17 protein-coding genes are annotated in these 20,414 nt (G+C 74.7%); 9 read left to right on the top strand and 8 right to left on the bottom strand.

The annotated features are described in order from the left end of the window. Window position 1: 1 nt before the first annotated feature. Window positions 2-490: a MarR family winged helix-turn-helix transcriptional regulator gene (locus tag GA0070613_RS05170; protein ID WP_089011248.1), complete on the bottom strand. Its 489-nt coding sequence runs from the start codon at window positions 488-490 to the stop codon at window positions 2-4. Window positions 491-548: 58 nt separating this feature from the next. Here GA0070613_RS05170 and yczE point away from each other — a divergent pair, with 58 nt between their 5' ends. The 8 genes from yczE (at window position 549) to GA0070613_RS05125 (ending at window position 9,117) form a co-directional block, all read left to right on the top strand. Further along, the gene (yczE, locus tag GA0070613_RS05165) at window positions 549-1,178 is read left to right on the top strand and encodes a membrane protein YczE (protein WP_089011247.1); all 630 of its coding nucleotides are present in this window, start codon (window positions 549-551) and stop codon (window positions 1,176-1,178) included. Beyond that, window positions 1,166-1,735 (top strand): NADPH-dependent FMN reductase, encoded by a 570-nt coding sequence (locus GA0070613_RS05160; protein ID WP_089011246.1) that lies wholly within the window; start codon window positions 1,166-1,168, stop codon window positions 1,733-1,735. The genes yczE and GA0070613_RS05160 overlap by 13 nt, the downstream gene beginning before the upstream one ends. Further along, entirely contained in the window at window positions 1,732-2,145 is a 414-nt protein-coding gene (locus tag GA0070613_RS05155; RefSeq protein WP_089011245.1) for a PPOX class F420-dependent oxidoreductase, read from the top strand. Before GA0070613_RS05160 ends, GA0070613_RS05155 begins: the two co-directional genes overlap by 4 nt. A gap of 55 nt (window positions 2,146-2,200) precedes the next feature. Further along, the gene (locus GA0070613_RS05150; protein ID WP_089011244.1) at window positions 2,201-3,277 is read left to right on the top strand and encodes an adenosine deaminase; all 1,077 of its coding nucleotides are present in this window, start codon (window positions 2,201-2,203) and stop codon (window positions 3,275-3,277) included. Window positions 3,278-4,077: 800 nt separating this feature from the next. Further along, on the top strand, window positions 4,078-7,641 hold the full coding sequence (locus GA0070613_RS05140; protein ID WP_089011243.1) for a sensor histidine kinase: 3,564 nt from the start codon (window positions 4,078-4,080) through the stop codon (window positions 7,639-7,641). After that, window positions 7,638-8,042 carry a roadblock/LC7 domain-containing protein gene (locus GA0070613_RS05135; RefSeq protein WP_089011242.1) on the top strand — a complete coding sequence of 135 codons (405 nt, stop codon included), beginning with the start codon at window positions 7,638-7,640 and terminating at the stop codon, window positions 8,040-8,042. Before GA0070613_RS05140 ends, GA0070613_RS05135 begins: the two co-directional genes overlap by 4 nt. A 102-nt stretch (window positions 8,043-8,144) precedes the next feature. Then, window positions 8,145-8,522 (top strand): DUF742 domain-containing protein, encoded by a 378-nt coding sequence (locus tag GA0070613_RS05130; RefSeq protein WP_089015762.1) that lies wholly within the window; start codon window positions 8,145-8,147, stop codon window positions 8,520-8,522. A 1-nt stretch (window position 8,523) separates the two neighbouring features. After that, window positions 8,524-9,117 carry a GTP-binding protein gene (locus GA0070613_RS05125; RefSeq protein WP_089011241.1) on the top strand — a complete coding sequence of 198 codons (594 nt, stop codon included), beginning with the start codon at window positions 8,524-8,526 and terminating at the stop codon, window positions 9,115-9,117. Window positions 9,118-9,678: 561 nt separating this feature from the next. Here GA0070613_RS05125 and GA0070613_RS05120 read toward each other — a convergent pair. Together GA0070613_RS05120 and GA0070613_RS05115 are read right to left on the bottom strand one after the other, a co-directional pair. Then, window positions 9,679-12,042: a transposase gene (locus GA0070613_RS05120; RefSeq protein WP_089011240.1), complete on the bottom strand. Its 2,364-nt coding sequence runs from the start codon at window positions 12,040-12,042 to the stop codon at window positions 9,679-9,681. A 42-nt stretch (window positions 12,043-12,084) separates the two neighbouring features. After that, window positions 12,085-13,056 (bottom strand): DNA primase, encoded by a 972-nt coding sequence (locus tag GA0070613_RS05115; RefSeq protein ID WP_172875955.1) that lies wholly within the window; start codon window positions 13,054-13,056, stop codon window positions 12,085-12,087. A gap of 107 nt (window positions 13,057-13,163) precedes the next feature. On the opposite strand from GA0070613_RS05115, the gene GA0070613_RS05110 reads away from it, so the two are divergent. Further along, window positions 13,164-13,505, top strand: a complete 342-nt coding sequence (locus GA0070613_RS05110; RefSeq protein WP_089011238.1) for a PadR family transcriptional regulator — start codon at window positions 13,164-13,166, stop codon at window positions 13,503-13,505. Between the two features lie 28 nt (window positions 13,506-13,533). Here GA0070613_RS05110 and GA0070613_RS05105 read toward each other — a convergent pair whose 3' ends face one another. From GA0070613_RS05105 to GA0070613_RS05085, 5 genes are read right to left on the bottom strand one after another with little or no spacing between them, the layout of a single operon-like run. Continuing rightward, the gene (locus GA0070613_RS05105; protein WP_089011237.1) at window positions 13,534-14,202 is read right to left on the bottom strand and encodes a permease prefix domain 1-containing protein; all 669 of its coding nucleotides are present in this window, start codon (window positions 14,200-14,202) and stop codon (window positions 13,534-13,536) included. Between the two features lie 57 nt (window positions 14,203-14,259). Then, on the bottom strand, window positions 14,260-16,419 hold the full coding sequence (gene cydC / locus GA0070613_RS05100; protein WP_331716723.1) for a thiol reductant ABC exporter subunit CydC: 2,160 nt from the start codon (window positions 16,417-16,419) through the stop codon (window positions 14,260-14,262). Further along, a complete protein-coding gene (gene cydD, locus GA0070613_RS05095; RefSeq protein ID WP_089011236.1) occupies window positions 16,416-18,095 on the bottom strand; it encodes a thiol reductant ABC exporter subunit CydD in 1,680 nt (559 codons plus the stop codon). The genes cydC and cydD overlap by 4 nt, the downstream gene beginning before the upstream one ends. Next, entirely contained in the window at window positions 18,092-19,099 is a 1,008-nt protein-coding gene (locus GA0070613_RS05090; protein ID WP_089011235.1) for a cytochrome d ubiquinol oxidase subunit II, read from the bottom strand. Before GA0070613_RS05090 ends, cydD begins: the two co-directional genes overlap by 4 nt. Window positions 19,100-19,110: 11 nt before the next feature. Further along, window positions 19,111-20,358 (bottom strand): cytochrome ubiquinol oxidase subunit I, encoded by a 1,248-nt coding sequence (locus GA0070613_RS05085; RefSeq protein ID WP_089011234.1) that lies wholly within the window; start codon window positions 20,356-20,358, stop codon window positions 19,111-19,113. Between the last annotated feature and the right edge of the window lie 56 nt (window positions 20,359-20,414).

Below are 20,414 nucleotides of genomic sequence, written 5' to 3'. Positions count from 1 at the left end.
GTCAGGCCTCCGGCGGGCTGGTGGTCGGGGTGGCGTGCCCGGCGAGGTGGTCCACCACCCGGTGGGTCAGCGCGCCGAGCGCCTCGACCTCGTCGGGGGTGAGCAGGTCGATCAGGTGTCGCCGGACGGCGGCCACGTGTCCGGGGGCCGCCGCCTCGATGGCCCGCCGGCCGGCGGGGGTCAGCGCGACCACCGAGCCGCGGCCGTCGGACGCGCACTCCTCGCGGGTGACGAGGCCGCGCTGCTGCATCCGGGTCAGATGGTGGGAGAGCCGGCTGCGGGACCAGAGCATCCGGTCGGCCAGCTCGCTGAGGCGCAGCCGCTGGTCGGGCGTCTCGGACAGGTCGGAGAGGACGTCGTAGTCCGGCTCGGAGAGCCCGGCGTCCTGGGTCAGCTCGCGGGCCAGCTCCAGGTCGAGCAGGCGGCGCATCCGGCGGTAGCCGCGCCAGGCCCGCTCCTCCCGCTCGTCCAGCCACCGTGGGGCATCCATGCCGACTATCCTAGCCCAGTTGTTGACATGTCATCGAAACCATCCTACGGTCGATGACATGTCAACCAGATTGCCCGTACGGCTGGTCCGCCTCCTGCTCGGCCTGGCCCTCTTCGGCGCCAGCATCGCGCTGATGGTCCGCGCGGACCTCGGCCTGTCGTCCTGGGACGTGCTGCACCAGGGCCTGGCCACCCGGTCCGGCCTGCCGCTGGGCTGGGTGGTCAACGGCGTGGCGCTGGTGGTCCTGCTGCTCTGGCTGCCGCTGCGCCAGCGCCCCGGCGTGGGCACCGTGGTCAACGTCGCGCTGGTCGGGGTGGCGCTCGACGCGGTGCTGGCGGTGCTCCCGCCGGTGCACGCGCTCCCGGTCCGGGTCGGCCTGCTGCTCCTCGGCGTCCTGCTCAACGGGGTCGCCACCGCCCTCTACCTCGGCGCCCGGCTCGGCCCCGGCCCCCGCGACGGGCTGATGACCGGCCTGGCCGCCCGCGGCCTGCCGATCGGCCGCGTCCGCACCCTGATCGAGCTGAGCGTGCTCGCCGTCGGCTGGCTGCTCGGCGGCACCGTCGGCGTCGGCACCGTGCTCTACGCGCTGAGCATCGGACCGCTCGCCCAGTTCCTCATCCCCCGACTCGCCGTGCCGGCCCCCGGCCGACCCGCCCCGACAGGAGTGACCCCGCCATGTCCCGCCTGAACGTGATCGTCGCCAGCACCCGCCCCGGCCGGGTGGGCCGGCGGATCGGTGACTGGTTCACCGCGGCCGCCGTCCGGCACGGCGGCTTCGACGACGTACGCCTGGTCGACCTCGCCGAGCTCGGGCTGCCCTTCCACGACGAGCCGCACCACCCCTCGGAGGGGAACTACCTGCACCGGCACACCCTGGAGTGGAGCGCGACGACCGCCGCGGCGGACGCCTTCGTCCTCGTGATGCCGGAGTACAACTACGGCTTCAGCGCGCCGCTGAAGAACGCGATCGACTACCTCTACCAAGAGTGGCGGCACAAGCCGGTCGGCTTCGTCAGCTACGGCATGACCTCCGGCGGGCTGCGCGCCGTGCAGATGATCAAGCAGGTGGTGACCACGCTGAACATGGTGCCGGTCAACGAGGCGGTGACCGTCTTCCTGCGGCAGGCGCTGGACTCCGGCGGCGAGCTGCGGCCCGACCCGGGGCGCGACGAGGCCGCCGACCTGATGCTCGACCAGTTGGCCCGGCTGGCCGCCGCCCTCGCGCCGCTGCGGGTGGCGGCGTGAGCGCCCGGCTGTGGGAGCTGTTCGGCGAGCGGGGGCGCGGGGTGGTGGTCACCCTGCGTCGGGACGGCCGGCCGCAGCTGTCGAACGTCGACTACCTCGCCGAGCCGGGGCTGATCCGCTGCTCCACCACCGGCGACCGGGCCAAGGTCCGCAACCTGCGCCGCGACCCCCGGGCCAGCTTCCACGTGACGACCGCCGACGGCGGGGCGTACGCGGTGGCCGAGGGGACGGTGACGCTCACCCCGCCGGCCGCGGCGGCCGACGACGCCACCGTCGAGGAGCTGGTCGAGGTCTACCGGCGGATCCGCGGCGAGCACCCCGACTGGGCGGAGTACCGGGCGGCGATAGTGGCCGACGGCCGGCTGGTGGTCCGCCTCGCGGTGGAGCGGGTGTACGGCTGGCGCCCCTGACCCGCCCGGCCCGGTCCGGTCTCGTCCCGCGGGCACCGATGACTAATGTCTGAGCATGGTCGCAATCCGGTACGAGGACATCGTCAAGGTCCCGAAGGCGCTGCTGCACGATCACCTGGACGGCGGTCTGCGGCCCGCGACGATCGTCGAGCTGGCCGCCGAGGTCGGCCACGAGCTGCCCACCACCGACCCGGTGGCGCTCGGCCGCTGGTTCGCCGAGGCGGCGAACTCGGGTTCGCTGGAGCGCTACCTGGAGACGTTCGCGCACACCGTGGCGGTGATGCAGACCGCGCCCGCGCTGCGCCGGGTCGCCCGGGAGTGCGCGCTCGACCTGGCCGCCGACGGGGTCGTCTACGCCGAGGTCCGGTTCGCCCCGGAGCAGCACCTGGAACAGAACCTCACCCTGGACGAGGTGGTCGAGGCGGTCGTCGCCGGGTTCGTGGAGGGGAGCGCGCAGGCCGCCCACGCCGGCACCCCGATCCGGGTCGGCACCCTGCTCACCGCGATGCGGCACGCCGCCCGCTCCCAGGAGATCGCCGAACTGGCCGTTCGGCACCGGGACGCCGGCGTGGTCGGCTTCGACATCGCCGGCGCGGAGGCGGGCTTCCCGCCCACCCGCCACCTGGACGCCTTCGAGTACCTCCAGCGGGAGAACTTCCACTTCACCATCCACGCCGGCGAGGCGTTCGGGCTGCCCTCGATCTGGCAGGCGATCCAGTGGTGCGGCGCCGACCGGCTCGGTCACGGGGTGCGGATCGTCGACGACATCGTCCCGGGCCCGGAGCCGGTGCTCGGCCGGCTGGCCGCGTACGTGCGGGACAAGCGGATCCCGCTGGAGCTGTGCCCGTCGTCGAACGTGCAGACCGGCGCCGCCCCGTCGATCGTGGAGCACCCGATCGGACTGCTCCGGGATCTGCGCTTCCGGGTGACGGTCAACACCGACAACCGGCTGATGAGTGGTACCTCGATGTCTCGGGAGATGGCGCTGCTGGTGGAGGCCTTCGGCTACGGCTGGAAGGAGCTCCAGTGGTTCACCATCAACGCGATGAAGAGCGCGTTCATCCCGTTCGACGAGCGACTGAAGATCATCGACGAGGTGATCAAGCCGGCGTACGGGAAGCTGATCGGCTGATCACGGGTGCCGGTGCGGGTGGCCGGCGAGCAGGGCGGCCACCCGGCGCAGTACCTCCCGGGCCGGGCCGCCTCGGCGCCCAACCCGGTCTGCCGGCGCAGCACGGCCGGCTCGGCGCGGAGCAGGGCCACCCCGCGGCTCAGCAGCACCCGTGGCGCCTTGCGCTGCTCGGCCAGGTCGCGGGCGAGCCGGCGGAGGAAGGTCGCCCCGCGCGGCCGGTGCAGCGCGTACGCCCCGGCCAGGAGGCCGCGGCGGCGGCACTCCTCGACGATCTCGGCCGCGAAGATCCCTTCGGCGACGAAAAGTGGCGATCCGGCGACGTCGAATGGCCGAGTGGCCACCCTCCGGTCCGCGCCGATCGCATAAACCGGCACTTCGGCCTTGCCGTGCCGGGCCAGCCGGGCGATTGTTTCCACCGCCGTCTCGGCATCCCAGGACCCGGGAGACTCCCAGTCGACCTGTCCGTTTCGACGCGGCAACGTGGGGTCATCGCCGTCCTTGTAGAAGTCGTCCAGACACAGGACAGGAAGTCCGGTTCGCTGCGCTATATAGGACTTTCCGGAGCCGGAAGGGCCGGCGAGCAGGACGACACGGTGACGATTTTCCATTACTTTGAGTGACTCCGGCCAGACGGATTGCTAGCAAATTGCATCAACATCTCATCACACCTCCGGCGAGGGACAACCTGGGCTTTCTCTTTGCGAGGCGGCGTGATGGAATCTCGGAGGTCCGACCCGCCGGGTCGGTCGCTCGGCGTTGCCCCTGGCGACGCACGAACGCTGTGATGCGAGGGCGGTGACGTGAGCAAACGGCCGAAGACGGCGGGCTCCTTCCTGTCGCGTCTGCGCCGGCCGGCCAGCCGGCTCCGCGACATGCCGATCTGGTCCAAGCTCGGTCTGATCATGATCGTGCCGACCATCGCCACGGTCGTGGTCGGCACCACTGGTCTGGTCGACCATCTGCAGACGCTCAACAATGCCAACCGGACCGGCGACCTGGCCAACCTGATCGGCTACTCGGGTGAGCTGATCGACACCCTGCAGGACGAGCGGACCGCCGCCGTGCTGCTGCTGAGTGCCGACACCGCCCAGGCCAAGACGCCGTACACCGCGGCGTACGACCAGGTGAACACGAAGGTCGACCACGCCAAGGATCAGTACTCGCAGCAGCGCGCCAAGCTGAACGACCTGCCCGCCACGCTGGATAACCTCCTTGACGGGATCGACCAGAACCTCACCGACCTGCCCGGCACCCGCAGTCAGGTCATCAACGGCAAGATGGTGACCAGCCAGGCGATCAGGGAGTACGAGGGCCTGATCAGCGACCTGCTGGCGATCCGCGACTCGAGCACCCAGCTCGCCGGCGACAGCGACCTGAGCGACCGGATGCGCGCCGCCGCCGCCATCGCCCGCACCAAGGAGTTCCTCTCCGAGCGCCGGGTGGTGGTGCACCGCGCACTTGACCTCAAACGGCTCAGCCCGAGCCTGCGCCAGGACTACATCGCCAGCGTCACCGCCGGAGGGCAGGCGCAGGAGGCCTTCTCCGCCATCGCCAACCGCTCCGAGGCCGAGTTCTACCAGCAGACCGTCGCCGGGGGCGACCTGCGCGAGGTGCTCTCCTACCAGGGCCAGATCGCCAGCAACGAGACCGGTGACCTGTCTACCCTCTCCTTCGGTCCGAAGGAGTGGGACTCCGCGGTGGTCGGCAACGCCAAGCTGATCCGTACCGTCGAGTCGAAGCTCGACGGCGACGTGGTCAAGCAGGCCGACAAGCTGCGGTCGGACGTGCAGCGCCAGGTCTTCCTGGAGACCGGCCTGCTGCTGAGCGTGCTGCTGCTGGCGATCCTCTTCGCGTACCTGGTCGCCCGTTCGATGGCCAGGTCGCTGCGCGACCTGCGGCAGGGCGCCCTCTCGGTGGCCCAGTACGGCCTGCCGCAGGCGGTGGCCCGGCTGCGCGACCCGCAGGTCACCGGGCAGCTCACCCCGGTGCAGCTGGCCAACCAGATCGCCGAGCCGCTGCCGGTCCGGAGCAAGGACGAGTTCGGCCAGGTGACCGAGGCGTTCAACGCCGTCCACCTGGAGGCCGTCCGCACCGCCGCCGAGCAGGCCGCGCTGCGCGCCTCCGTCGCGACGATGTTCGTCAACCTGGCCCGCCGTTCACAGATCCTGGTCGACCGGCTGATCGGTCACCTGGACCGGCTGGAGCGCGGCGAGGAAGACCCGGACCGGCTGGCCGAGCTGTTCCAGCTCGACCACCTCGCCACCCGGATGCGCCGCAACGACGAGAACCTGCTGGTCCTCGCCGGCGCCGACTCGACCCGCGTGCAGCGCGAGCCGGCCGCCCTGATCGACGTGCTCCGCGCCGCGCAGTCCGAGGTCGAGCACTACACCCGGATCGAGTTCGGCGTGATCGACCGGGACATCGAGGTCGCCGCGCACGCGGTCAACGACCTGGTGCACCTGGTCGCCGAGCTGTTCGACAACGCCACCGCCTTCTCTCCGCCGGACTCGCAGGTCATGGTGGAGGCCCGGCGGGTGGGTGACCGCGCCTCCCTCTACGTCGAGGACCGGGGCATCGGCATCAGCGGCGAGCAGCTGCGTGACCTCAACGAGCGGCTCGCCACGCCGCCGCAGGTGGACGTGGCCGTCTCCCGGATGATGGGTCTGGTCGTGGTCGCCCGGCTGGCCTCCCGGCACGGCGTCAAGGCCGAGCTGCGGCCCGGCGCCGACCGGGGCACGGTCGCCGACGTCACGCTGCCCACCTCGGTCCTGGTGCCGCGCGCCCTCTCCGGGCGGGGCCAGCAGCCCGCGGCGCTCCCCGCGGCCGCCGGTCCGGCGCCGGCCTTCGGCGGCCCCCAGCCGGTCGGCCCGGCCCCCGCCTTCGGCGCTCTGGCGGCCCTGAGCAACGGCCCGGCCACGCCACCGGCCCCGCGCCCGGGTGAGACGGGCAACCAGGTGACCCTTGGCGGTCGCCCGTTCGACCCGGCCCCGCGCAACGGCTCCGGCGCCCCGGCCACGCCCGGCGGCATGCGCTCGATGCCCGCCTGGTCGGATCTCACCGGCGCCAGCGGGATCAACGGCAGCGACTCGTTCGCGCCGCGGACCTCCAACGGGCAGCCGATCGACCCACTGCCGCAGCGCCGCAACGCCGGTGACGGTGACCCGTCCGGCACCGGGCAGCAGCCGGCGATCCCGCGGCAGCTGCCCAGCAGCCCGGAGACACGTCCGTACAACCCGCCGCCGGTCTCCGCCCCGCCGCTGCCGCCGATCTCCGGCGTCCCGATGTCGGCATCGCCGGTGTCCGGCCACCCGGTCTCCAGCCAGCCGTACTCGGGCCAGCCGTACTCCGGTCAGCCGGTGTCGGCCGCGCCCGCCCCGGGCCAGCCGTTCTCCGCGCCGCCTGCTCAGGGTCAGCCGTTCTCGGCGCCGCCTGCTCAGGGTCGGCCGTACTCCGCGCCGCCCGCCCAGGGTCAGCTGCCGCCGCAGGCTCCGCCGACCGCCGGCGCGCCGCCGGCCTGGCCGCCGGTCGCCGCGCCCGACCGGGACGCGGCCACCCCGCCGGTTCCGGAGCGGCTCGCCGCCGCCCTGGACATGACCACCGAGCTGCCCCGGGTGCAGCGCCCGGAGGCCGCTCCGCCGGCCGCCATGCCCCCGGGCGCCAACCGGCCGCCGGCCGCCAACCGGCCGACGACGCCGCAGCAGGCCGGGAACCGCCAGCGGTACGCCGACGAGACGATGGAGCTGCCGATCTTCCGGGAGCTCGAGTCGGCGTGGTTCCGCACCCGCCGGCCCGGGCCGGAGGAGGCCGCCGCCCCTGCGCCCGGCGCCGCGACCCAGCAGTTCGCCAAGGTCGACGCCGCCGGTCGGGCCGGCCGGCAGACACCACCCGGGACGACAGGTAACGCACCGATGGCACACACTCCGACGGCCGGTGGAGCGCCGCGCGACAACGGGACGGGCACCAACGGCGGCGTCCGCCCCGGCCCTGCCGAGGCGCTGCCGAACCGGCGGCCGCAGCCGCCGCCCGGTGGCTGGCAGACCGCGGCCGACGACGGCTGGCGGGCCGCCTCGGCGGCCATCGAGGTACCGGTGGAGGAGACCACCCAGAAGGGGCTGCCCAAGCGGACGCCAATGGCGCAGCTCGTCCCGGGTGGGGTGGAGAAGCCATCGACCTCGGTGCAGCGCCGGACGCCGGAAGGCGTACGCGGTCTGCTCTCGGCCTACCATCGGGGCGTGCAGCGGGGGCGTCACAACCCGACCGACAGCAACTCGACCGGCCCGGAGGCGACCCCGGGCGGGCAGCAGTCCTCGCAGTCTGGCTCTGGGCCGGTGGCCGGGAGCGGGCAGAAGGAGCAACAAGGATGACAACTACGCAGGATCTCGGATGGCTGCTGGCCAACTTCGCCGACCGGGTGCCCGGTGTCGCGCACGCGGTCGCCGTCTCCGCCGACGGCCTGCTCCTCGCGTCGTCTCGTGACCTTCCGCGGGACCGGGCGGACCAGCTCGCCGCGATCTCGTCCGGACTGGTCAGCCTGACCCAGGGCGCCGCTCGCTGCTTCGAGGGCGGGGCGGTCCTGCAGACCGTCGTGGAGATGGACAACGGCTTTCTCTTCCTGATGTCCATCTCGGACGGCTCATCGTTCGCCGTCCTGGCGGCGCGCAGCTGCGACGTCGGGCAGGTCGGCTACGAGATGGCCCTGCTCGTCGACCGGGTGGGCGACGCGTTGACCCCGCAGCCGCGTACGGCTGTCGGAATGATGGGCTGACCGAGCTGACCGGCGGGTCGGCACGGCAGGAACTACACGAAAACAACGACGGGAACCACCGGGCGAGAGCCGGTGCCGGGTGCGAAGGAGGTGAGCGGCGACATGGCCGATCGTGACGAACCGACCGGAGCGTTGGTCCGTCCATACGCCGTGACCCGCGGTCGTACCCGTCCCCGACTCGAGATCGCGCTGGAGGCGCTCGTCGAGACGACGGTGCGCGGCCGGGCCGCTGCCAGTGGGAATGGCGGCCAGGGTCGTGAGCACCAGTACATCGCCGCGCTGTGTGACGGACGTGTGCAGTCGCTCGCCGAGATCGCGGCGCGGCTGCAGCTTCCGCTCGGCGTGGCCCGGGTGCTCATCGCCGACATGGCGACGGACGGCCTGGTCGCGGTCCACGAGCCGACCATTTTGGACGACTCTGACGACGCGGTGGGCACTGAACTGCTGGAGAGGGTGCTGAGTGGACTTCGCAGGCTCTGACATGTCGCACCGGCCGCCGACCCCGAGCGGGCGCGTGACGTCGGCGAAGATCGTTATCGCCGGTGGATTCGGCGTCGGCAAGACGACGCTGGTCGGCTCGGTCTCGGAGATCACGCCGCTGACCACCGAGGCGATCATGACTTCCGCCGGCGTGGGCGTCGACGACACCCGGCAGGTGCCGGGCAAGACGACGACCACGGTGGCGATGGACTTCGGTCGTATCTCGATCGACCGGGACCTGATCCTGTACCTGTTCGGTACGCCGGGTCAGACGCGGTTCTGGTTCATGTGGGACGAACTGGTCCGCGGCGCCATCGGCGCCGTGGTGCTGGTGGACACCCGCCGGCTGGCCGACTGCTTCGCCGCCATCGACTTCTTCGAGCACCGGCGGCTGCCGTACCTGGTGGCCATCAACTGCTTCGACGGCATGCAGTACCACGACCCGCAGGACGTCCGGGACGCGCTGGCCATCTCCAGCGACGTGCCCGTGGTGGCCTGTGACGCCCGGAACCGGGAGTCGACCAAGCACGTGCTGATCTCGCTGGTCGAGTATGTGCTGACCATGCGTCGCTCGCGGGCGGTCGCGCCCGCCTGACCGGCGTCAGGACGCGCCCGGTGACAGCCTCGGCCGTCACCGGGCGCTGCTCGCTGTCCGGGGTGGCGGCCCGCCGTCCACCGGAGAGCGGGCCGCCAGCCGTCAGGCGTACGGCGTCCAGGTGCCCTGGGTGACCACGTAGACGCCGAGGGAGTCCCGCTCCATGCCGCCGTGCCGGATCGGCGCGAAGGCGTACCCGCCGGCGATGCCCTCGGTCACCTCGGTCTGCAGATACGCGCGCAGCCGTCCCGGTCGACGCTGCTGGCCAACCGGGCCGCCGTGGCGAGCAGCTGCAGCCGCGCTGCTGCCGGTGCTGGCCTGATCCTGCGGCCCGGCCGGCACCGCAGGCGCTGAGCAGCAGCGTGCCCGCCGCCGCGGCGAGGACGCCTCGACGGGTCAGCACGGAGGAGTCGATTGCCGGTGTCGCCATTGGAGTCGCCTTCCCACCCGGCGACACCCGCCGCCGGCAGTTTCGCCGGTATTCCTCCGGCCGCCCCGACCCGGCGTCAAATTATCCGGGTGTGGGCAGGAACACGCAGGTGGCGGGCGGTCGGCGCCCGGTCAGGACCGGTAGCCGGCGGAGCGGTACTCGTACTCCCGGTCGTCGTCCCGGTCGCCGGTGTCGCGGCTGAAGTCCCAGCCGCCGGCCGACTCCCGGCCGGGGCGACCGCCGACCGCGAACCCGCCGATCTCCTGGCCGCGCCGCCAGCCACGGAAGTAACCGGTGGTGTTCTCGGCGAGGCTCGCCGCGTTCCGGACGATCCGCAGTGGACGCTCCTCGCGCAGCGGCGAGCCGGGGACCAGGTTGGCCTTGGGGACCCGCTTCGGCAGGCCCGCCGACGTCTCGTCGCCCACGGCCGGGCGGGCCGCCTGCTCGGCGGCCTGCCAGCCGGTGTCCGCGGTGGTCGACCAGTCCAACTCGGACTCTTCGGCGTGGCCGACGAACCAGGCGGACTTCGCCTGGGCGAAGATGAGCAGGTCGCCGTCGCCCTCGTCGGAGACCGGCGGGGGCCGGTGCTCCAGCGGCTCGGGCCGCCGCTCCAGCGGCTCGGGAAGATCGGCACGGGGTCCGGGCCGGCCGCCGCGGTCCGCCGCGGCCCGCTCGACCAACCGCAACGGCGGAGCCTCCAGACCGGGATCGGTCCGCGGGTTCTGGCCGTCCCGCAGCGCCCGGTCGGCCAGCGGTGGCGGCTCGACCAGCCGCAGCATCGGGGGCTCCTGGGGCAGGTCGTCGGCGAGCCAGGGCGGGGTGACTCGACCCTTGCCCGGGTCGGTCGGCGCGTCGACCTTCCGTCCGCCCCGGTCGCCGTAGGGGTAGCCGGACGGCGCGTCGGCGGGGCCGTCGGCGAGGTCGTCGCCGTTGTTGACCAGCGGCCAGTTGGCCCGGGACCCCGGCGGGGCGGACTCCTGGCCGGGACGGGGGGTCGGCACCGGGATGGTCAGGTCGGTCGCGCTGAAGCCGCCGGTGGGCGGCGCCGGCTCGGGGGTGGTCTTGGGGCGCGGCGGGATGATCGTCCGCTGCCGTTCGGCGCGGGCGCTGTTGATCGCCGCGGTGGTCAGCGTGGGCCGGAACGGCTCGCCGGCCTCGGCCGGCGGAATGTTGCCGCGCTGCGCCGGGGCGATCGGGGTGATGCCCGGGGGCGGCGGGGGCGGCGCGGAGACCGGACGGTTGGTCGGCGCGTCCACCCGGTGCGGCATCGGCGGGACCGGTTCCCGGCGCGAGGGCGGTGCGGAGATCGGCGTGCCGCTGGCGGCGGCCGGGATGACCGGCGCCGGGGCGACCGGCGGCGGCGTGACCGGGGCCGGGGCGACCGGCGGCGGGCCGAGCGGCCGGGGCGGCAGCGGCGCCGCGCCGCCGGTGAGCGGCTCGGGACGGCTGCGGCGGCCCACCGGCTCGGGCTCCGCGGGCCGGATCGTCCGCAGGCCGGTCGCGGTGGTGCCGGTCAGACCGGCGAGCTCGCCGACCTGCTCGCCACGACGGGCGGCGGCCCGCCGGCCGGGAACCGGGGCGGGCGTGGTGACCCGGGCGCCGAGGGCGCTGACGAGGGCCTCGCAGCCGGCGTCGCAGGCCCGGACGGAGGCGACCGCCTGCCGCACGGTCTCCGCGACGGCCGAGGTGAGCACCCGGTTGACCGTGGCCCGGCGGGGCGTCTCGGAGATGGCGACCCGCAGGGCGGTGATCGCGTCGTTGATCTGGCCGGCGCTCGCGACGCCCTCGGCGGCGAGGTGCGCGGCGACGGCGTCCGCGGCGACCGAGACCTCGCGGCCCCGGGTGACGGTGCCGGCGAGCATGCCCGGCTCCGGCAGCGCGTCGAGGACCGCCAGCGAGACCGGCTCGGCCGGGTCCGGGTAGGCCCGCAGGGCGGCCGGGTAGAGCTCCCGCAGCACCTCGCGCAGCGCTACCGCGGCGGAGTGCCGCCCGTTGGCCAGGGCGGCGTGCGCGGCGAGGACCTGCTTGTAGTTGGCCAGGTCACGGGGTGCGGGCAGGGTGACCGCGGAGAGCGCGCCGGCCTGCAGCGCCCGGGCCAGCCCGACGGCGCGACGCTCGGCCGCCGGCGAGTTCATCTCCTCCAGGGAGTCGTCGTCGGCGAAGCGCTCGGCGAAGTCGTCCACCGAGTCGTCGTCGGCGATCGCCAGGGGACGACCCGCGGCGCTGAGCAGCGAGGTGACCGTGTGGTCGTCGCTGTCGGCGGCGATGGCCGCACCGCTCGGCCCGCCCGACCGCTCCACGAGCAGCGCGACCAGCTGGGCGTAGCCCGCCGGGTCGTCGCTGATCTCGCAGACATGCAGCAGACGGCCTGCGTCGTCGACCACAGCGGACGTCAGCGCCGAACCGGCCGAAGCCGGTCGGTCGGCCGGATCCGCCGAGGCCAGACCGCAGTACACGCGCACGAGCGCCACGGCGTCGTCCTCCTCCCGGGACACAGGTCGTTACTTCTGCCAGAGACTGATGCTCCCCGCTACGGGTCAGTCGCGCCAGTCCACGACAGCAGAGATCTTGCCGACAATGGTGCGCCAACCCAAACTTGCGGTTTGTGCCCCGATTTTCTTGAGGCGCCGCCGGCCCAGAAATGCACCGATTCCGCCGTTGACAGAGGCCCGCAGCGCCTCGTCCAGGTCGTCCAGGCTGGAACCCGCGGAGAGCATGTCCAGCACCGCCGGTAGCCGCAGCGCGTACGCAAGGTCACGGGCGACCTCGCCGGCCTCGATCAGGAGCGTCGGGTCCCACGTGTCGTGCCCGCCGCGGAGGTTCTCCACCACCAGGTCGAGCTCGTAGGTGTCCTCGTCCAGCGGGGCGATGTCGGCCGGTTCCACCCGTTCGGACAGTTCACTCCAGCTGTCCAGTTGAGACAGGTCGTTGGGCGCACCGGAACGGACGAAGCTGACCAGCGACTCCGGCGTCTTGAACAGCAGCAGCCGGCCGCGGTGGCTGAGGAAGATCGGCACCTCCTCGTCACCCGCGGCCTCCTCGTCCTCGTCCTCGTCGGCCTCGGCCAGCTCCTCCGCCTCCTCGGCGGCGCCGCGCCGGCGCCCCGCGGGCCGCTCCTCGTCCTCGTCCTTCTCCGCGGACAGGGCGGCGAACTCCTCGTCGAGGATCACCACCTCCTCGTCCGCGTCCTCGGCCTCGACGACCTGGCGGCGGGCCAGGAAGGGGTCGTCCTCGTCGCGCTCGGCGACGTCGGTCGGGGTCAACTCCCGCGCCGGCCGGTACGCGCGCAGGGTGAAGCCGGTGCCGGCGGGCAGGGCGATCTCCACCGGGTCGATCCGCAGCTCGTCCCAGAGCGCGCGGTCGGCGGCCGGGCGGTCGATGTCGACCTCGTCTGCTGCCGACGACGCGGTGTTCTCATCGAGCTCGGGCTCGTCGGCGTCGGGCCGTTGGGGCGACTGGCGGGCCACGCTGACCTCCGTGTGCTTTCGGGTTTGCCCACCCGGCGACACCTTCGGTCGCCGAGTGACTCTGCGCACATACCCTAGTGGGCGACCCGGCGAGGCCGGGACCGCACCCCGGTGGCGTCCCGGCGGGCGGACAAGTAGCGTTGCTACTTATGAAGGCCCAGGCGCTGCACGGACATCTGGACGCGCTGCTGCTGGCGGTCCTGGAGCAGGGCGAACTCCACGGGTACGCGATCATCGAGGCGCTCCGGGCGCGGAGCGACGGCACGCTGGACCTGCCCACGGGCACCATCTACCCGGCGCTGCGCCGACTGGAACGGGCGGGCTACGTCGCCAGCTCGTGGAGCACCGTCAACGGCCGGGAACGACGGACCTACCAGCTCACCGAGGCCGGCGGGCGCGCGCTGGCCGGCGAGCGGGCCGGCTGGCGCGAGTTCAGCGCGACCGTGGGCCGGTTCCTCGGCGCCGACCAACCGCCGACCGCACCTGCCTGACCTCGGACGGCGGCTCACCGGCGGCGTGTCACCGGGTGGTCAGCAGCCAGCAGCGGGCGGCCCGCGCCAGCGCGAACCAGGCCACGCTCACCAGCACCGTCCCGAAGATCATCGGCGGCCAGGTGAGCGCCGCCTCCCAGAGGCCGATCGACCAGGCGAGCAGAGCGCTGCCGGCGAGCGCGCCCAGGCCCAGCGCGCCGGTCAGGCCGAAGCCCACCGCGCGCCCCAGGCGGGGCAACCGGGGCGACCCGTACCGCGCGGCGAGGAAACCCAGCAGCAGCCCGGCCAGCGCCAGCCCGGCGACCAGGCCCCAGATCCCGTTCAGCGAGGCGGACAGCAGCCGGTAGCCCTCGGGCGGCGGACCGCCCCGCCAGTGGGCGCCCCGCCAGGTCAGATCGCCGCCGGCCATCAACGCCACCGCCACCGCCAGCGCCCGCAGCGCCAGCCCGCGCAGCGCCCCGGCCGTCAGCTCGGCCTGGTAAGCCGGCGCGAGCTGGGCGTTGCTGCCGAACTCGGCCACCGCGCGCCGCTCGGCCTCCGTGGTCGGCAGGCCGTCCTCCCGGTACGCCTCGGCGGCGTCCAGCAGCGCGTGCCGCGCCTCGGTGAGCAGGTCGGTCTTCAACCTGGCCGGCCCACGCAGGTGCCCGGCCAGCTCCCGCAGGCGCTCCTCCACGAGCACGCCGTCGTACCCCCGCATGGCCTCACCCTGCCACCCGGCGCGGCCCGGCGCGTCCGGGGATTTCCCGGAGACCGCTCAGGGGGCCAGGGCCAGGTAGCCGCGCTCGGCCGCCTCCTGGAGCAGCCACTGCTCCCGGTACCAGCCGGGCCGGGCCACCAGCTCGGCGTGCCGGCCACGCCGCACCACCCGACCGGCGTCGAGCACCACGATCTCGTCCAGGCCCGCCAGGCCGCTGAGCCGGTGGCTGATCAGCAGCACGGAGTGCCCGGCCGGGGCGGCGGCCAACGCCGAGGCGAGCACCGCGTCGGCCGCAGCCGGGTCGAGGCCCTCGGTGGGCTCGTCCAGCACCAGTACGGCCGGCGCGGCCAGCAGCGCCCGGGCCAGCGCGAGCCGCTGTCGCTGCCCGCCGGAGAGCTGCCCGCCCTCCTCGCCGACCACGGTGTCCCAGCCCGCCGGCTGGGCGCGTACCCAGTCGAGCAGGCCGGCCGCCCGGGTCGCGGCGGTCAGCTCCGCCTCGCCCGCCCGGGGGCGTCCGAGCAGGAGGTTCTCGCGGACGGAGGCGTGGAAGACGTACGCCTCGGCGAGCAGCCCCCCGACCGCCCGGGGCAGCTCCTCGGCCGGGTACGCGGACACGTCCACCCCGTCCAGCGTGACCCGGCCGGCGTCGGGGCGTACCGCGCCGGTGAGCACCGCCGCGAGGGTGCTCTTGCCGGCGCCGCTCGGCCCGACCACGGCGACCCGACGGCCGGCGGGCAGGTCGAGGCTGATCCGGTCCAGGGCGGGTGCCGCCCCCGCCCGGTACCGGACGGTCACCTCGTCGAATCGCACGTCGTGGCCCGCCGAACCAGCGCCGGCCGTCGTGCCCGCCCGGGTCCGGCCCGTCGTCCCGGCCGTGCCGATCGACGGGCTCGCGGCGGTCCCGGTGCCCCTTCCCGGCGCCGGGGCCGGGCCGGCCGCCGGGACGGGCCCGGTGAGCAGCGCGGCGACCCGCTCCAGGCCGGCGCGGAGCTGGGTGCGCTGCCGCGCCGCGCCGACCAGCGCCAGCGCGACCTCCACGGCGGCGAGCGCGCCGACGGCCAGCACCCCGACCAGCACCCCGCCGACGTCGGCGCGGAGCGCGACGACCACCACGGCGGCGGCGGTGAGCCCGCCGACCAGGACCCCGGCCCCGTCGACCGCGAAGCCGGCCGCGGCGAGCCGGCGCTCCAGCCGGGCGAGACGTCGGGCGCGCCGGTCGGCCGCCGCGAGCGCCGCGCCGGTGGCGCCGAAGGCGGCCAGGTCGGCGGCGCCGTGGGTCAGGTCGACCGCGTCCACGGCGAGCGCGCCGCGCAGCGGGGCCACCTCGTCGGCGGCCCGCCGGGTGAGCACGGTGGCCAGCGCGGGCAGCGCCACCCCGGCGACCAGCAGCCCGGCGGCCAGCGCCCCGGCTGCGGGGAGCGAGATCAGCGCGGCCCCGCCGACCGCGAGCACGCTCACCAGCCCGGCGGCCGCTCCCGGCACCAGCACCCGCAGCAGCAGGTCCTGCACGGCCTCCACGTCGGACACGAGTCGGCTCAGCGCGTCACCGGAGCGCTCCGGGGCGGTGTCCCGGCGGGCGGCGAGGGTGCCGAACACCCGGGCCCGGACGTCGGTGATCATGCGGAGCACGGCGTCGTGCCCGGCGAGCCGTTCGACGTAGCGGAACACGCCCCGGCTGATGGCGAGCGCCCGGACCGCCACGATGGCCACGGTCAGCCGGTCCAGCGGGGGCCGGCCGGCGGCGCTCATCAGCAGCCAGGTGGCGGTGGCCATCAGCGCCAGCCCGGCGAACTCGGTGGCGGCGGCGAGCAGCCCGGCCCCGACGAGCCGGCCCAGGTACGGCCGCGCCAGCCGCAGCACCGTCCGCTCAGCCCGGACGCCTCCGGCCCCGGCCGGCACCGCCCGCGCGCCGGCCGGACGGGCGGGTGGGACTCCGGCGGTCGTCGCATCGGCGCCCACCGCCCCGGCCGCGCCGGCCTCGACGGCGGCCGGCCCGGTGGGTACGGCATCGTCCGGGGCCGGCCCGGTGGGTACGGCCTCGTCGGGGGCCGGCGCGGTGGGTACGGCACCGGGCGCCAGCTCCGGCGGGAGGGTCTCGGCCGGGGTGGGCGGTCCCGGGTCGCGCGCGGCCGGCGTGGTCCCGTCGGCCGAGACACCACCCGGCACGGCCCGTCCCGGCTGGTCGGGGCGGTCGGGGACGGCCGGTCCGGGGCTCATCGGGTCGCCTTCCCGGCCGGTGCCGGGGTCAGCTCGGTGACCCGACCGTCCTCGACGCGGATGATCCGGTCGGCGTCCTCCAGCAGCGCCGGCCGGTGCGCGACGAGCAGCGCCGTACGCCCGGCGACCAGCCGGCGGGTGGCGGCCAGCACGACCGCCTCGCTGGCGGAGTCGAGCCGGGCGGTGGGCTCGTCGAGGAGCACCACCGAGGCGTCCCGGAGGAACGCCCGGGCCAGCGCCACCCGCTGCCGCTGGCCGCTGGAGAGGCCGTGCCCGCGCTCGCCGAGCTCGGTCGCCAGCCCGTCGGGCAGGGCGGCGACCACCTCGTCCAGCGCGGCGTCGGTGACCGCCCCGCCGAGCGCGGCGTCGGTGGTGTCCGGCGCGCCGAGGCGGATGTTGTCGGCCAGCGAGGCGGCGAAGAGGTGCGCCCGCTGCGGCACCCAGGCCAGCTGGCGGCGCCAGGCGTCGAGGTCGACGTCGGCCAGGTCGACCCCGGCCACGGTGACCCGGCCGGCAGTCGGCGTGACGAAGCCGAGCAGTAGGGCGAGCAGGGTGCTCTTGCCGGCGCCGCTCGGGCCGATGACCGCGATCCGCTCGCCGGGGCGGATGGTCAGGGTGACGTCCCGCAGCGCGGTGGTCCGCTCGTACTCGACGGTCACGCCCTCGAAGCGGATCTCGCCGGCACCGGCGGGCGCCGGGGCCCGCACGGCGGTCGGCGCGGCGGCGTCCGGAGCGGCGGAGAGGGTCAGCGCCTCGTCCAGCGCGGTGAGCCCCTCCATGCTGGCGTGGAACCGGCTGCCCGCTGCCCGCAGCGGCAGATACGCCTCCGGGGTGAGCAGCAGCACCAGCAGCGCGGTGGAGAGGGTGATCCCGCCGCCGAGCAGCCGGATGCCCACCGGCACGGCGACCAGCGCCACCGAGAGGGTGGCGACCAGTTCCAGCACGAGCGCGGAGAGGAAGGCGATCCGTAGCGTCCGCATGGTGGCCTGCCGGTGCCCGTCGGCCATCCGGCGGACCACGTCGACCTGCGCCCGGGCCCGGCCGAACGCGCGCAGCGTCGGCAGCCCGGCGACCATGTCGAGGAAGTGCCCGCCGAGGCGGGAGAGCCGGCGCCACTGCCGTTCGGTGGCGGCCTGCGCCTGCCAGCCGAGCAGCGCCCCGAAGACCGGGATGAGCGGGATGGTCAGCGCGATGATCAGCGCCGAGCTCCAGTCGGCGAGGACGATCCGGGCCAGCACGGCGAGCGGCACGGTGACGCTGAGCACGAGCTGGGGGAGGTAGCCGGTGAAGTAGGCGTCCAGCGCGTCGAGGCCGCGCCCGACGAGGGTGGCCAGCTGCCCGGCCTGCTGGCCGGCGACCCAGCCTGGGCCGTGCCGGCCGACGGCGCGGAGCAGGTCCGCGCGGAGCGCCGCCTTCACCGTCGCCGCGGCCCGGGCCGCCACCGTGCCCTGGGCCCAGCTGACCAGCGCCCGGGCGGCGACCGCCGCCACGAAGCCGGCCAACGCCGGCCGGTGCAGCCGCCCGTCGACCGCGGTCGCCAGCAGCGTGGCCAGCGCGGTGGCCTGCGCGACCACCAGCAGCGCGGTGAGCCCGCCGAGGACCGCGAGCACGGCGAGGTCGCGCCGGGCCGCGGGGACCCGGCGCAGCAGACGCGGGTCGAACGGGCGGCGGTTCACCAGTACACCGGTGCCCTGCCGTCGGTCCTTCCCCGGAACACCCACCAGCACATCGCCTGAAAGCCTAGTAGGGCCGGCAGGAGCGGCAGCGCGAGCCAACCCAGCAGCCGCAGGGTGGGCCCGCTCGCCGCGGCGTCGGCCACGGTCAGCCCGGCCCCCGGCTCGACCGTGGAGACCAGCGCCCAGGGCCAGAGCGCCGCCCCGATCAGCACCACCGGCAGCGCCAGCGCCGCGCTGGTGGCGGCGAAGGCCAGCCCGGGTCGCCGCCAGCGGAGCGCCGTCCGCGCTGCCAGCAGCGCCGCCACCAGCACCAACGGCAGCAGTACGGCCGCCGCCGGCTGCGCTGCCGCGGCGCGTACCCGGTCGGAGAGCAGGCCGAGGACGGTGGCCGCGCCGACCGCGGCGAGCGCCACCGGGATCAGCCGGCGGGCCAGCCGGGCGACCGGCGTGACCTCGGTGGCCGGTAGCCGGAGCGTGAGGAACGTCGCACCCTGCACAGCGACCAGCGACAGCATGGCCAGCGCGGCGGCGGCCGCGAACGGGGTGAGGAGGTGGGTCATCCCGGCGACGTGCCCGTCGGCCCGCAGCGGTACGCCCTGCAGCAGCCCGGCGAGCAATGCGCCCCAGCCCAGCGCGGCGAGGGCGCTGCCGGCGACGACCACCCGGTCCCAGCCGGCCCGGGCCCGCTCGCCGTCCGGTCTGCTGCGCAGCTGCACCCCGGCGGTCACCAGGACCACCCCGGCCAGCGCGCCGAGCACGGCCGGGTAGAGCCCGGAGAGCAGCTCGCCCTCCAGGGTGGGGAAGGCGCCGAAGAGGATGCCGACGGTGGCGACCAGCCAGACCTCGTTGCCGAGGAAGAACGGCCCGACGGCGGCGAGCGTCGCCCGCCGGGCGGCCGGGGTGGCGCGCCGGGCCAGCAGCAGCCCGACGCCGTAGTCGTAGCCGCCGAGAACGAGGTAGGTGGCGAAGAAGAGGCCGAGCAGGGCGTACCAGGCGAGTTCCACGGCGGGCTCCCTCAGGCGAACGCGGGTTCGGGGCGGATGTCGGGGTCGGGCGCGGGCGGGCGGCCGAGGGCCGGGTCGGCCGCGCCGCGGGCGGCCTGCCGGGCGAGCAGCACCCAGTTCGTGACGGCGAGGGCGCCGAGCAGCAGGCTGAAGCCGATCAGCGAGGTGAGCATCGCTGCGGCGCCGACCGGGGAGACCGCCTGCCCGGTCGGCAGCAGCCCGTACGCGACCCAGGGCTGGCGGCCCACTTCCCGGGCGATCCAACCGAGGAGCACCGCGGCGAAGGGTAGCGGCAGGGCCAGCAGGATCAGCCAGAGCGGGAACCGCAGCCGGATGATCCAGTCCCGCCAGAGCAGCGGCAGCAGCAGGGTGCCGAAGAAGAGCGTGAACCCGATCAGGATCATGAAGCCGAGGCCGACGCTGGAGAGCGGCGGCGGTGTGTAGTCGCCGGGGCCGAACTTCGCGGTCCAGCCGGCGATCAGGGCGTCCCGCTCGGGACCGCCGCCGAACTTGGTCGGCTGCACGCGGCCGACCGGGCCGAACTGGGCGAATCCGAAGCCGATCAGAAGGACCACCGCGGGCGCGGCGGTGAGCAGCCCGAGCCGGAGCGACTTGCGGAAGAGCGCGAAGTCGGGGGTACGCCGGACCAGGTGCCAGGCGCTCACTGCCGCCATCAGCATGCCGCCGGTGACCAGGCTCGCCGAGACGACGTGGGCGAAGGCGAAGCCGAGGGTGGGGTTGGTGAGCAGCGCGCCGAAGTCGGTCAGGTGGGCGACTCCGTCGCGTAGCTCGTAGCCGACCGGGTGCTGGAGCCAGGAGTTCGCCACCATGATCCAGAAGGCCGACGCGTACGCGGTCAGGGCCACCCCCCACAGCAGCGCGAGGTGTACGCCCCGGCCCAGCCGGTGCCAGCCGAAGATCCACATGCCGAGGAGCGTGGACTCCAGGAAGAACGCCACCAGCGTCTCGATGGCCAGCGGCGCGCCGAAGACGTTGCCGACGTAGCGGGACAGCCCGCTCCAGTTCAGCCCGAACTGGAACTCCATCACGATGCCGGTGGCGATGCCGAGCACGTAGTTGATCACGTAGAGCTGGCCCCAGAAGCGGGTCAGCCGTTCGTAGATCGGCTTGCCGGTGAGGTAGCCGGCGGTCTGCAGCCCGACCAGCAGGGTGACCAGGCCCAGCGTGACCACCACGAAGAGAAAGTGGATCGAGGTGGTGGTGGCGAACTGCAGACGGGCGAGGAGCAGGGTGTCCATGGTCGATCTCCCCCGGGTTGACTCGCGTGTCGTAGCGAGCCTACACGTAGAATCCC

This window comes from Micromonospora inositola (assembly GCF_900090285.1).
GTDB classification, from domain to species: Bacteria; Actinomycetota; Actinomycetes; order Mycobacteriales; family Micromonosporaceae; genus Micromonospora; species Micromonospora inositola.
This window is presented reverse-complemented; position numbering and strand designations above follow the sequence as displayed.

Coding starts and splice junctions, on each gene's coding strand:
- GA0070613_RS05170 (WP_089011248.1), bottom strand. CDS start 490: ATGGATGCCCCACGGTGGCTGGACGAGCGGGAGGAGCGGGCCTGGCGC.
- yczE (WP_089011247.1), top strand. CDS start 549: ATGTCAACCAGATTGCCCGTACGGCTGGTCCGCCTCCTGCTCGGCCTG.
- GA0070613_RS05160 (WP_089011246.1), top strand. CDS start 1,166: ATGTCCCGCCTGAACGTGATCGTCGCCAGCACCCGCCCCGGCCGGGTG.
- GA0070613_RS05150 (WP_089011244.1), top strand. CDS start 2,201: ATGGTCGCAATCCGGTACGAGGACATCGTCAAGGTCCCGAAGGCGCTG.
- GA0070613_RS05135 (WP_089011242.1), top strand. CDS start 7,638: ATGACAACTACGCAGGATCTCGGATGGCTGCTGGCCAACTTCGCCGAC.
- GA0070613_RS05130 (WP_089015762.1), top strand. CDS start 8,145: ATGGCCGATCGTGACGAACCGACCGGAGCGTTGGTCCGTCCATACGCC.
- GA0070613_RS05125 (WP_089011241.1), top strand. CDS start 8,524: ATGTCGCACCGGCCGCCGACCCCGAGCGGGCGCGTGACGTCGGCGAAG.
- GA0070613_RS05110 (WP_089011238.1), top strand. CDS start 13,164: ATGAAGGCCCAGGCGCTGCACGGACATCTGGACGCGCTGCTGCTGGCG.
- GA0070613_RS05105 (WP_089011237.1), bottom strand. CDS start 14,202: ATGCGGGGGTACGACGGCGTGCTCGTGGAGGAGCGCCTGCGGGAGCTG.
- cydC (WP_331716723.1), bottom strand. CDS start 16,419: ATGAGCCCCGGACCGGCCGTCCCCGACCGCCCCGACCAGCCGGGACGG.
- GA0070613_RS05085 (WP_089011234.1), bottom strand. CDS start 20,358: ATGGACACCCTGCTCCTCGCCCGTCTGCAGTTCGCCACCACCACCTCG.